The organism is Nitrososphaerales archaeon (assembly GCA_025058425.1).
Taxonomy (GTDB): domain Archaea; phylum Thermoproteota; class Nitrososphaeria; order Nitrososphaerales; family JANXEG01; genus JANXEG01.
Genome location: JANXEG010000002.1, coordinates 1 through 12,381, shown reverse-complemented (window position 1 = coordinate 12,381; position 12,381 = coordinate 1). Strand labels below are relative to the sequence as shown.

Annotated in this window: 11 protein-coding genes; 6 read left to right on the top strand and 5 right to left on the bottom strand. The window is 41.4% G+C overall.

Features of this window, described 5'->3' with window-relative positions; genetic code table 11:
* The first annotated feature begins 36 nt into the window (after positions 1-36).
* The 3 genes from NZ896_00305 to NZ896_00295 all read left to right on the top strand — a co-directional run bounded on the left by NZ896_00305 (position 37) and on the right by NZ896_00295 (position 2,274).
* Positions 37-1,206, top strand: coding sequence for a thiolase domain-containing protein (locus NZ896_00305; protein ID MCS7115898.1), 1,170 nt, complete (start codon positions 37-39; stop codon positions 1,204-1,206).
* A 3-nt stretch (positions 1,207-1,209) separates the two neighbouring features.
* Positions 1,210-1,599 (top strand): Zn-ribbon domain-containing OB-fold protein, encoded by a 390-nt coding sequence (locus NZ896_00300; protein MCS7115897.1) that lies wholly within the window; start codon positions 1,210-1,212, stop codon positions 1,597-1,599.
* 252 nt (positions 1,600-1,851) lie between these two features.
* The gene (locus NZ896_00295) at positions 1,852-2,274 is read left to right on the top strand and encodes a hypothetical protein (protein MCS7115896.1); all 423 of its coding nucleotides are present in this window, start codon (positions 1,852-1,854) and stop codon (positions 2,272-2,274) included.
* Here NZ896_00295 and NZ896_00290 read toward each other — a convergent pair.
* A complete protein-coding gene (locus NZ896_00290; GenBank protein MCS7115895.1) occupies positions 2,245-2,958 on the bottom strand; it encodes a hypothetical protein in 714 nt (237 codons plus the stop codon). The two genes, NZ896_00295 and NZ896_00290, sit on opposite strands and share 30 nt — an antisense overlap.
* Before the next feature lie 74 nt (positions 2,959-3,032).
* On the opposite strand from NZ896_00290, the gene NZ896_00285 reads away from it, so the two are divergent.
* The 3 genes from NZ896_00285 (at position 3,033) to NZ896_00275 (ending at position 6,990) form a co-directional block, all read left to right on the top strand.
* Entirely contained in the window at positions 3,033-3,677 is a 645-nt protein-coding gene (locus tag NZ896_00285) for a hypothetical protein (protein ID MCS7115894.1), read from the top strand.
* Between the two features lie 122 nt (positions 3,678-3,799).
* On the top strand, positions 3,800-5,362 hold the full coding sequence (locus tag NZ896_00280) for a dihydropteroate synthase-like protein (GenBank protein ID MCS7115893.1): 1,563 nt from the start codon (positions 3,800-3,802) through the stop codon (positions 5,360-5,362).
* A gap of 122 nt (positions 5,363-5,484) precedes the next feature.
* On the top strand, positions 5,485-6,990 hold the full coding sequence (locus NZ896_00275) for a leucyl aminopeptidase (protein MCS7115892.1): 1,506 nt from the start codon (positions 5,485-5,487) through the stop codon (positions 6,988-6,990).
* A 170-nt stretch (positions 6,991-7,160) separates the two neighbouring features.
* Here the strand turns inward: NZ896_00275 and NZ896_00270 are convergent, their stop codons facing one another.
* The 4 genes from NZ896_00270 to NZ896_00255 all read right to left on the bottom strand — a co-directional run bounded on the left by NZ896_00270 (position 7,161) and on the right by NZ896_00255 (position 12,161).
* The gene (locus NZ896_00270; protein MCS7115891.1) at positions 7,161-8,270 is read right to left on the bottom strand and encodes a pyridoxal-phosphate dependent enzyme; all 1,110 of its coding nucleotides are present in this window, start codon (positions 8,268-8,270) and stop codon (positions 7,161-7,163) included.
* Between the two features lies 1 nt (position 8,271).
* Positions 8,272-9,498, bottom strand: coding sequence for a threonine synthase (gene thrC, locus NZ896_00265; protein ID MCS7115890.1), 1,227 nt, complete (start codon positions 9,496-9,498; stop codon positions 8,272-8,274).
* Positions 9,499-9,519: 21 nt separating this feature from the next.
* The gene (locus tag NZ896_00260; GenBank protein MCS7115889.1) at positions 9,520-10,695 is read right to left on the bottom strand and encodes an MFS transporter; all 1,176 of its coding nucleotides are present in this window, start codon (positions 10,693-10,695) and stop codon (positions 9,520-9,522) included.
* A 182-nt stretch (positions 10,696-10,877) separates the two neighbouring features.
* Complete coding sequence (locus NZ896_00255) at positions 10,878-12,161, bottom strand: NDP-sugar synthase (protein MCS7115888.1); 1,284 nt, start codon at positions 12,159-12,161, stop codon at positions 10,878-10,880.
* Positions 12,162-12,381 lie beyond the last annotated feature (220 nt).

Genomic DNA, 12,381 nt, shown 5'->3' with positions numbered 1-12,381 from the left:
GCATACACAAGATAATCAAATGGTTGTAGAGTTATGTTGAATGTTGCTGTGATCGGTGTAGGTATGACAAAGTTTGGTAGGCATGAGGATAAAGGTACAAGAGAACTTTTTGTAGAAGCAGCTTCTAAAGCGATAGAGGATGCAAAGATATCACCGAAAGATATTCAAGCGGCCTTTATTGGGTGCCTCTCTGCCGAATGGTGGGAGCATCAGAGCCACCTCGGTTCGCTCTATGCAGACTGGTTAGGCATCAACACAATTCCAGCGACGAGGGTTGAGAGTGCTTGTGCTTCCTCTGGTGCTGCATTAAGGTGTGGAGTTTTGGCTGTAGCATCGGGTTTACATGATATCGTATTGGTCGGTGGTGTTGAAAAGATGTATAGCGGGCCCAGAAAGATCTCCGATACTGCGTATACAACAGAGGGTTTAGCACTTGCTGCCGATGAAGCTTACGAGCAGGCCCAGGGCTTGACATTCCCGGGCCTTTACGCATTGATAGCAACAGCACATATGCACAAGTATGGAACTAAAAAGGAACAATTATCAAAGATAGCGGTTAAGAACCATAAGAATGCTGCTAAGAATCCATTGGCCCACTTTCAAAAGGAGATCACTTTAGAAGAGGCCATGAATGCGAGGATGATTGCGTACCCTCTAAATCTATACGACTGCTGCCCGATATCTGATGGGGCTGCGGCCGCGATTTTATGTAGAGCAGATTTGGCAAGAAGATTTACAGATACACTCATCTACATTATCGCATCAGCCCAAGCCAGTGACACGATAGCTCTACACAACCGTCAAAGTTATACAAGTTTAAGATCGGCGAGAGTGGCAGCTCAAGAAGCATATAAGATGGCGAAGATCGAGCCTAAAGATGTAGATATCGCTGAGGTGCATGATTGCTTTACTATTGCTGAATTGATAGCTTATGAAGATCTCGGCTTTTGTAAACCTGGAGAAGGTGGAAAATTGATAGACGAGGGTGAGGTTGAGGTTGGAGGGAGGATACCTGTGAATACGGATGGAGGGTTAAAGGCGAAGGGCCATCCAGTGGGTGCTACAGGTGTAGCAATGATTCATGAGATTGTTAAGCAATTAAGAGGGGAGGCTGTGAACCAAGTGAAGGCAGAGATCGGGTTGGCACATAATGTGGGTGGTTCTGGAGGTAGTTGTACTGTACACATACTCAAAAGGGTGAGTTAGAGCATGAGTGGACGAGATGCGAGCGTTAAATCATTTTATGAATTTATCAAAGAGGGAAAATTGATGGCTACTAGATGCTTAAGGTGTGGGTACATCAACCTCCCTCCAAGGCAGATCTGCCAGGCGTGTAATTCAAAGGATTGGGAATGGTTTCAGCTTAAAGGCAAAGGTAAACTTGAGACCTATACCATCATCTATACACCACCAAATAAGTTTAAGGAGTTAGCACCATACATAGTTGGAATCGTCAGATTGGCTGAAGGGCCAGCCATCACAGCTATAATCAAGAGCAAATTGGATGAAGTTAAGATAGGTTTAGACTTGGTAGCCGATTATATGGACTATAAAGGTGAAAAGATATTATGTTTTAAAGTTGAAGGGAGTGTTTCTTGATGGACTCGATTTCGAAGCCCAATCTTCTATAATTCTAATGATAAATATTGTAAAATTTTGCAAAGAGACCACTTTAAAATTGAAATCATTTAAATTTTTATTTAATGAAATTATCACTTATTCAGTTAAGGTTATATCGAGAAATACACTATAACTCTACATATTGATATTTGAGTTTGATGAGTTTGAAAAGATTTATATTTACATATCTTCAAACGTTAGGATGAATATTACCATTTAAGAGTGAGTTTCATGGGGTTGAAAAGAGCAGTAACGAATTTGCCAAGATCGTTCTGGCAAAAGATAAATATTAATAGAATTACAAGGAGATTTTCTAAATTTTTATCACAATTGGAATTGAATAAAGCCTTAGAGATCATCTATCTTATCTTCATCGCTACCTTTGCGGGTGGTGCCTTGAATGCGATTTTAGAAGGGTCACGTTTACCACCGGGCTACATAATAGCCCCAACCCCTACCATTCAAACTTTAAGTGAGACTGTAATTCATTCATTTGCCATCGTCTTCGGCACATCCGGCATTTATCTCTTATATAAGAGTGGTAAGCAGGTTATGAGGCAACGGCTATCAAATCTATACTTTATTGCGGGGCTCTTTATGATGATTCTGATGGTCATTATAGAGTTATTCATATTCACCATTAAGAGATTTTAAAGGGATGATGAAGGCTTTACCCTCTAAAATCTTGTTACGATGCTTTAATGATTTTATTTCAACGAGATCATCGGTCCTCGATAGAGTAAGTATAACATCACTCATCCTCTCTAAAACCCTTCCACCAGAATAACTATAAACCCATGACCTCTTCGATGAAGTCTTTTTAGCCCTCAACAAACTTACAATAAGTATAGGGGTCTTTAATCCGATCGCCAACTTCTTTAGGAGGAATAAGTATATGCCCAATCTGCGGTTCAATTCTCCATAATCTACTTTACTTGGAAATATGTGGTAAAATGTGGTTACAGAGTCGAAGACCACAAGACCTAATTGAGGGTTCTCCAAAGAAGATACTTCTGCTATCACACGATCGATATTACCATCGTCTGGATTGGTGATTACGAGATTATCTAGATGAGGGGTTTGTAGCCCTTCATATTCAAGGCTGATCGTGAACATCGTGTCCAAATCTATATACACGATCGATTTACCAGACTCTAAAGTCTGAAATACAGTATTACGAGTGAAGGCCGTTCTGATATGAGGGTCATCACATAGAATAGTATTCACACAACCTTTTGCTAAGAGGTACTGTGTATCAGACCAGTTTATGAACACTTTCTCCATCGATCGTACCCTATTGAAGAATTCGGTCAATCCTTCATCCGATTCTGAAGGCAACTCTTTAGCAACCCATATCTATTAGAAGGTTAAGAAAAGTAAATAAGTGTAACATTGGAAGAATTATCTAGAGGATGCAAGGGTGGTGTGAGGTAAAGAATCTAGATAAGGAAGTAGCCGTAGTTACTATCGATGGAAGAGCGTATTATACAATAACTAACCTACTCAAAAGGCTCAACATACCCTATATCGATATCCCACCTAATGGGAGAATTCATCAACGAATCAAATTGGTATTGACTACGAGGAAGGAAGCGCCTTTAATCCAGCATCGTAAGGTCTTATGTGTAGAGAATCTGGGCAGTGATTTGAATACCGCTAAAAGAGAGATTTTTTCTGCCCTTTACGGAGAAGAGAATGGTTCACTCATCGTAGGCATCGATCCGGGCGAGAGGATCGGGTTCGTTGTATACTATCAACAGAGGGAAGTGGATGGTGGTGTAGTACTGAATGTAAATGAGTTGGTAGATAGAGTGACGATGTTGATGAGGAGTTACGCAGCTGTAGAAAAGAAGGTGAAGATCGGTGATGGAGATCCGATACTCGCCAATAAAATTGCGAAGCGCCTCTATGAGTCTTTAAAGAATTCTGTCGTAATCGAATTGGTCGATGAACGGGGCACAACTTCATCATCCAGAGCTAGTAAGAGAGGAGTGAGAGATCAGAAGTCTGCGAGCCTTATCGCCATCAGACAGGGTAGAAGGTACAATCCTCTTTAGATCTTTAGTATCCTTTAGTATCTTTTGTATCTGATTTACAGTTTTTTCATAAATCATACTTTGAATCAATTCAAGGTAAAGGTTAATGATTAAGACTCGTAACATAAATATGAATAGAGTATATGAAGGTTCTTGTAGTAACTGGACAATTGGCAAGGGATCTTGTTCAAAAGTATTGTAGAGAGAGTAGTGTAGAGGTGGAAGTCATTTCACTCCCAATGGCCGTGGCATCGCTTATGAATACGAATTACATCGCTCGAGAATTGGAGAAGAGGGAATTAAAGGGTTTTGACCTTATCCTCTTACCTGGTTTGGTATTTGGTGATGCTTCGGTCGTTGAGAAGGTTGTTAATATCCCTACATTCAAAGGCCCCCGCTACGCTGCGGACCTTCCTTTCATCCTCAATTCGCTAGATAGATTAAAGTTATCGAAAGTCCATCCCGCAGACGATCTGGTGAAGAATGAGCTTCAAAAGAAGATGTTCGAATCTTTAAGAGAAGTCGAAGAGAATCGCGATACTCTATTGAAGAATCGAAGAAATCTAGAGATCGGTAATCTGGCTGTAGGGGAAGATTTCCCGATTCGCATTATGGCAGAGATCGTAAATGTACCATCACTATCCGATGAAGAAATTCAGAAGAAAGCCCTGTACTATGTGAATTGTGGTGCCGATATTATAGACTTGGGGATGATCGCGGGTGAATCTTACCCATCCGATTTGATTCGTGCAGTAAAGAGTGTGAGAAAGGTGGTGAATGTGCCTATAAGTGTGGATACGATGGATGTTGAGGAAATCAGGGCCGCGGTATCGATCGGTGTAGATATGGTATTGAGTATAGATGCGGGAAATATGGAAGAGGTTTCAAGGTTCGGTTCAAAGGTAGCCTTTGTAGTGATCCCTACGAACTTCCGTGAGAGGTACTTTCCAAAGATCGCTTCTGAGAGGGTGAGAATGTTGGAAGAGAATGTAAAGAGAGCCTACGAACTCGGATTGAACAAAGTTATAGCAGACCCTATTCTCGATCCCGTAATCAGCCCCGGAATAACCGAATCTATCGTCGCATACTACGAATTTAGGAGAAGAAATCCCGATACACCTTTACTTATGGGCGTAGGGAATGTTACCGAACTTATGGATGCCGATACTGTTGGTATGAGTGCGATCCTAACGGGTATAGCGACCGAATTGGGTGTTGGTATCATTCTTACTACAGAGGTAAGTGATAAGAATCTTGGAAATGTTCAGGAACTCGCTACAGCATCAAAGATGATGTTCATCGCGAAGAAGAATAATCGTATACCAAAAGGTCTGGGCATCGATCTACTTGTCATGAGAGATAGAAAGTTGAGAGATACACCGTTCGATAAGAGCTTAAAGGAGGGTGTGAAGATCATTGACGCTAAAGAAGCTCCAAAGTACTATGGGGTTGATACGAAGGGATACTTCAAAGTATACGTTGATAGAGAAGAGAAGAAGATCATCGTCTTACATTACGAGCATAATTCGAATAGGCCGAGTTTGATCATCGAAGGGAGTAGTGCTGAAAGTATCTACCGAAGTATTGTAAGCAATGGTCTGGTTTCTTTACTCGATCATGCTGCATATTTAGGATCGGAGCTCCAAAAGGCCGAAATTGCATTAAAGTTGGGCAAAAGTTACATTCAAGATAGCCCACTCTATTGATAATTATTCGAAGATACCATCGATTCCGTTTACATTCACATCTCATCATCATCTGAATAAGATAGAGATAGAAATAGAAAATGGTATATCTATCCATTTAGATCAATAATCATCGATGGGAGATGGAGGTAGTAGTAGAGAGTGGCAATATTGAAGTTAAGGATTATGAGCTACTCGCGGTAAACCTTTTTGAAAAGGAAGGATTATCAGAAACTATAAAGTTCATCGATAGAGCATTGGACGGTCTGATAACGAGGCTCATAGAGGCTCAAGAGTTTCAAGGCAGGTTGAATCAGACCAATCTTATCCATACGATGGGCAAACTTAAGATCAAAAGGGTACTGATGGTAGGTTTGGGAGAGAAGAAGGAGTTCAATTTAGAAGTCGTTAGAATAGCATCGGGAAAGGTTGCGCAGATCGTACGTGAACTCGGATTAGAAAGCTATGCCCAACTATTCCTTGAGGGTACGGAGTTTGATGCTGATATAATAGCACAGAGCGTTCTAGAAGGTAGTGAGTTGGCACTATACCGATTCGATCAGTACAAAACGGAAAAGGATGAGAGGGCGAAGTTAGTAAAGAAATTGATCATCTACACACCGAATGAAGGCTTGGTTCCGAAGATCTATGAAGGGGTAAAGGTTGGCGGAATTATAGTGGAAGGGGTAAAGCTCGCAAGAGATTTGGCCAATATGCCGAGTAATATAGGCACTCCTACATTTCTGGCTGAGAAGGCTATAGAAGTCGCTAAGGATTGTGGGTTAAAGTGTCAAATTTTGGAGCGTGAGGATATGGAACGGTTGGGCATGGGCGGGATATTAAATGTATCGAGGGGTAGTGATCAGCCGCCAAAATTCATCATTCTGGAGTATAATCCATTGAATGATCGAGTATCTCCCATAGTACTGATCGGTAAAGCGATCACATTCGATAGTGGGGGTATATCGATCAAGCCTAGTGAGAGGATGGATGAGATGAAGTACGATAAATCTGGAGGTTCTGCAGTGATAGCGATTATGCAGACGGTAGCTAAACTCAAACTACCGTTACGTGTTATAGGTATTATACCCGCTACGGAGAATCTGCCAAGTGGTAAAGCGTACAAGCCTGGTGATATTATCAAGATATATGGAGGGAAGACTGTAGAGGTCATCAATACGGATGCCGAGGGTAGATTGATACTTGCCGATGCCATATCGTACGCTACTCAGTATAAGCCTGAAGCGATCATCGATCTAGCCACACTGACTGGAGCATGTGTAATAGCCCTCGGAACTTTAACGTGTGGTATGATGGGGAATGATCAGCGTTTGAAGAAGGGGTTGATGGAGGCAGCAAAGTTATCTGGAGAAATGGTTTGGGAGTTGCCTTTATGGAAGGAGTACGGTGAATTTATCAAGAGTGAAGTGGCAGATATGAAGAATGTAGGCGGAAGGGCAGCGGGAGCGATCATCGGTGCGATCTTCCTCAGCAAATTTGTAGAGAATTATCCATGGGTGCATTTAGATATCGCTGGTACCGCATACACACAAGAGGGTAGTTTGGAGAAGACATACATACCGAAGGGTGCTACGGGTTTCGGTGTACGACTCATTACACAACTCTTACGCAACTGGAAGAACCTTTAAAGTTCGATATATTCGAAAAACTATCAGTATTTGGTAATAGCTATAATGGGCTATAAGGTGAAAATGATCATGGATTGGTGTTAAGATCACAACAAAAAAATAATTTTTTAAAAAAATCTGACACTGAATCGATAAAAATATAACAATACAATCTTCTAAGAAGAGAAGGATTATGTGAACATCGATGTGAATCTATCGATCGTCTTCATACCATTACCGGTTAACGGTATCAAAACCCTTCTCCCAATCTTATACTTCAACCTATCGAATGCAGCATAAGCGGTAGCTGAAGTCGGTTCTACTATAAAGCCTAGACGATATAGATGCTTTAACGCCTTCATTATTTCATTATTACCCACTACTACGACATCACCATCGGTATCCTTCACGACTTTGATTATCGCTTTAAGCCTCGGAGGGTTCTTTACCCTCAACCCATCTGCCAACGACCCCTCTTCACCAGCCCATCGAGTATTATAATAACTCTCATAAATCGGTGTACAACCTCCAGCCTGTACAGCGTACAACCTTGGAATGTGATCGATGAAGCCCATATTCATCAGATCTTTGAAGCCCTTATAAATACCTAAAATGTGTGTACCACTAGCTACGGGTACGATTATGGAATCATAATCGAGGTTGTGGAATTCGAAGAGTTCATAAACTTCTGTCTTCATCCCCTCTATAAAGAATGGATCCCACGTATGGCCTACGTACAATTCATTCTCTTTAAGTTCCCATACAGCCCTCTTTGATGCCTCTTCTCTACTTTCACATTCAACAACTTCCGTACCACACATCTTCATGAGTACGATCTTCGCTATAGGTGCATCTTTAGGAACGTAAATCCTTGATTCGAGTTTAGCCATCGCAGAGTAAGCCGAGTAAGATACACCAGCATTGCCCGATGAATCCTCCACGATCCTTGTAACATTTACACTTTTTGCCCTTGCTACACTTACTGCAGAGCCTCGATCTTTAAAGGAGCCCGTAGGCATCATATATTCAAGCTTAAAATCGATCTCTAAGCCATCCTCATAATGCTTGATGATGGGTGTTAAACCTTCACCCAAACTGATCTTATTCTCCGAGAAGGGTATCAATCTATACCTCCAGATGGTAAGCTCATGCTTATCGACGATCGATGAAAATCTATCGATCTTCGGGTATTCTAAATCTACCTCTAGAGGAGAATTGCATGATGGGCACCTCCAGTACTTAACGTTTATCTCATAATCCTTGTTGCAATTCACACAACTCAGATAAAAATCGAGATTCATCTTATAAACCGCCTTTCAATAGATCTATTAAGCTTTTTGTATCGGCTTCTATCTCAGATATGCTATAATAGTCCATCGATTTTAAAACGGCATCGGGATCCTTCAAACCATGGCCGGTAGCGATACATACGACCAGATCATCATTCTTTACGATATTCAATTCTAAAAGCTTACGGAGTCCAGCGATTGTAGATGCACTCGCAGGCTCCACAAATAGACCCTCTCTACTTGCCAGATCCCTCTGAGCCTTTAAAATTTCATTATCCGAAACCGTTACTGCAATACCCTTCGATTCACGAATCGCCCTTAAAGCCTTCTTCCAACTCGCTGGAGCACCTATCCTGATCGCCGATGCGATCGTCTCAGGGTTTTGTATAGGCTCGATCCTATCCAGACCTTTCTCAAAAGCCTTCACTATGGGCGCAGCCCCTTCGGCCTGAATACCCGCTAACTTCGGTAGGCCTTCGATCATACCACACTCTTTAAACTCCACAAGCCCTTTCCATACGGCACTAATATTGCCCGCATTACCTACGGGTATTACGATCCAATCTGGAGGCCTATTCAGTTGTTCACAGATTTCGTAGGATAGGGTCTTCTGCCCTTCGATCCTGAACGGATTTATCGAATTGAGCAAGTATACATCCTTCACTTCATGTGAGACCTTTAAGACCATTCTCAATGCCTGATCGAAGTCTCCTCTTATACGAATTACCTTCGCTCCATGAATGATCGCTTGGACCAACTTACCATAGGCGATCTTTCCCGATGGTACAAGTACGTAACATGTTAAACCGGCTTTGGCTGCGTAAGCAGCCAATGAAGCTGATGTGTTGCCAGTGGAGGCGCAGATGACATTTTTAGCATTCAATTCACAGGCTCTCGTTACCCCTACGGTTATACCACGATCCTTAAAGGATGCCGTCGGATTATCCCCTTCATTCTTCACATATAGGTTCTTAATACCCAACTCCCTAGCCAACCTTTGGCAGAAGTGAAGCCTTGTACCACCTTCACCGAGTGTGACGATCTTCGAAGGGTCTCTTATTGGTATAAATGCACTGTACTTCCATACCGATAATGGAGCAAAGCGCCATTTCTCATCGAGTTTACGCTTCACCTCCTGAATATCCAATTCGATTTCGAGGAGATCCCCGCACTTTCTACATGTGTATATATTCTCATCTATGCTATATTGTGCTCTACAGTTGATGCATACTATATGCATTGGCTCTTATCTCCACCTTATTCACAATATACCAGTATTTATTGATAACCGAGATCGATCATCGATCCGTAGCTTAATGATGCAGGGGATCATGAAGAGTGCTGAGCTTCCTATTAGGATGTAAGGTGTATTGGGTAACCATACTTCAGCTATAATACCAGCCAAGATTGGGCCGATGATAAAACCGATTCCAAAGAATGATTCATAAACCCCTATGGCCAATCCGACCTGCTCACGTGGAACCATTCTAATAACGACACTCATCAAAGCTGGTGATAAGATCCCTATCGCGATACCCATCATGACCAATGGTAAGATGAAGGTCAAAGTGGTTTGAAAGAGCGTTAACATAATGGAGGATAGGAAGAGGATGAGTGAAGCGGTCATCATTAAAGGCTTGAAGCCATATTTGATTAGAGATCCCGAAAGTAAGAAGAAGACGATCCTAGCCAGACCGAATAAAGTAAAGAGAATACCGATCTCCAGATCGGTGATCTTAAGGCTACTCGCATACCCCGGAAATATCGAGAGTAGAACATTGAATATAAGTGCATGGGGTAAAACCAATAAGTATGCGGGAAGTGCATTTTTAATTATTGAAACATCAAAGCCCTTACGCCCCAAGTTAAAGTTCGATCGATAGTGTGGTAATACTTTAGCGAGTGGGACGATCGCCGATGCTATGATGATCGATGTTAATAGAAATAGTGAATAATAGCCAAAGTTTTGTGATATATAACCTCCAAGGAATGGACCGATCAAGTAGCCCAACGCCCATGTCGCACTAAACCTACCCATGACCTTAACTAAATGTTCAGAGGGTGTTAGTGAAGAAATGAGTGCTTCCGCGATGGGCCAGAAAAGAGCGAGGCCTATACCACCGATCAATCGCAGTATAATAAGCTGCTTAGCATCACTCGCGATGATTAGAATCACTGTAGCTAACGCATTGTATACGATCCCAAGTAAGAAGACATGGATGCGATTGAATCGATCCGATAGATGGCCACTAAATATCGGTACGATAGCATAAGGTATGGCAGCAGCTGTACCGATCAATCCAAGATCTACGTATGATGCATGAAGTGTCATCGCAAAGACTGGAATCAGATATACGTAAGCCCCAAATCCTAGTGTGACGATGAATGTTGAGGCGAATATGTAGACCATTGTACGTTGAGTGCTATTGATAGACATGCCATCCACTGTTTATGGCTAGTCTTTTATCATCACCCTTATAAACTTCTATCATTATCCTCCAAAAAACATCTATTATATAGCGAAAGATCGCACAAAGTTTTTTATTTTATGTGTGATTTTTGAGATCTTAGATAAAAAACCAGTTTAATGGTTCTTATCTTAAATCTCTATAATCGATCTCATTCTGCCAACTTTACGATATCTTCATAACTCTGAATAAATTTATTGATGTATGTCATACGGGGAGGGATTATTAAACCCGGGTTCACTTTGGTACTTATAAGTCTGCAACCTTCTCCGATGCGGACGGCATTACCGATGACCGATACACCTTCAATGTGGGTGGGATTTTGACGGTTCGATTCTATCACGACCTTTCTACCTACGATGCTATTCGATATATTTGCATAATCTCCAATCTTAACCGCATCCATGATCGCTGAACTCTCTATATTTACATGTTCACCGATTATACAGAAGTTATCGATATTCGAATCGATTATCCTACTATAATCACCTATCCTCGTGTGCCTACCTATCAAATCTGCTCCTTCTATAGATAACCTCCCTTCAATACATCTTCTCAACGTATCATTCTTTACCTTTAGAGCCTCTTTACTAAAACCTTGAATCCAGATATTTTTACCCGGGAAGAGCCTCTCTTCTACAATCCTAATATTGATCGCACCATACAGGATATCCTTCATGGCCTTTAGATAACTCTCTGGACTACCTATATCATACCATACCTTCAACTCATAACCGTATACCGGTATACCTTTATCGACCAAGTATGGTATAAAATCGTAACCAAAATCTAACCTCTTCCTCTCTTTCATTATCTTCATCACAGCTTCACTCTTAACTTCATTTCTTATTTCAGGCGAGAGTAAGTATATACCAGCGTTGATGTAGTTGCTAGGTGCTTCATTCGGCGGGGGCTTTTCGACGAACTTTTTGATCCTCATATCTGAATCCAAGTCTACTACACCAAAACCTTCCACATTATCAACTTTAAAGAGCGCTATCGTCATCATAGCACCTTTCTCTTCGTGCTTTCTTATAAAGTCCTGAAGGTCTATGCGAAAGATGTTATCCCCTTGTACAACGATGACGGGATCTTGGACATCGTAATACTCTACATTCAACCTGTAAGAATCTGCACTCCCACAATCATCTAGGTTGGGCTGATGCTTGATATGGACTCTTGGTTCGATTTTATACTTCGCAGAAAAACCGACTCCCTCACCATACTGGTCGAATAGATTCGTGTAATTGGTGTAGCCGTACTCTCCAAAGATGAAGTTCTTCACACCCTGCTCAGCCAATTCACAGAGGGCGAACTCGATCAAAGGTCTATTCAAGAATCTAATGCAAGGCTTCGATACATCGTGAGTTAAAGGTCTTAATCTTAGAGCTTTACCACCGACTGGAATGAAGCACCTTAAATCTTCTACCCTCACGACTTTAACTAAACCAAGACTGAAATTTAAGTTTAATACGATCGGTTGAAAGATTTTGATACGATGATTAGGATATGCATATTTACGAATTTAATTTCGTTATTACTATGCCTCTACCAATGTCTCAGTACTTCTTATCCCTTCTAACGTGTTGATACTCGTAGATACTTTACGGACATCATCGTAGTTCGAAACTTCTACAAAAGCGACTACATCGAAC

Coding starts and splice junctions, on each gene's coding strand:
- NZ896_00300 (MCS7115897.1), top strand. CDS start 1,210: ATGAGTGGACGAGATGCGAGCGTTAAATCATTTTATGAATTTATCAAA.
- NZ896_00295 (MCS7115896.1), top strand. CDS start 1,852: ATGGGGTTGAAAAGAGCAGTAACGAATTTGCCAAGATCGTTCTGGCAA.
- NZ896_00285 (MCS7115894.1), top strand. CDS start 3,033: ATGCAAGGGTGGTGTGAGGTAAAGAATCTAGATAAGGAAGTAGCCGTA.
- NZ896_00280 (MCS7115893.1), top strand. CDS start 3,800: ATGAAGGTTCTTGTAGTAACTGGACAATTGGCAAGGGATCTTGTTCAA.
- NZ896_00275 (MCS7115892.1), top strand. CDS start 5,485: ATGGAGGTAGTAGTAGAGAGTGGCAATATTGAAGTTAAGGATTATGAG.
- NZ896_00270 (MCS7115891.1), bottom strand. CDS start 8,270: ATGAATCTCGATTTTTATCTGAGTTGTGTGAATTGCAACAAGGATTAT.
- thrC (MCS7115890.1), bottom strand. CDS start 9,498: ATGCATATAGTATGCATCAACTGTAGAGCACAATATAGCATAGATGAG.
- NZ896_00260 (MCS7115889.1), bottom strand. CDS start 10,695: ATGTCTATCAATAGCACTCAACGTACAATGGTCTACATATTCGCCTCA.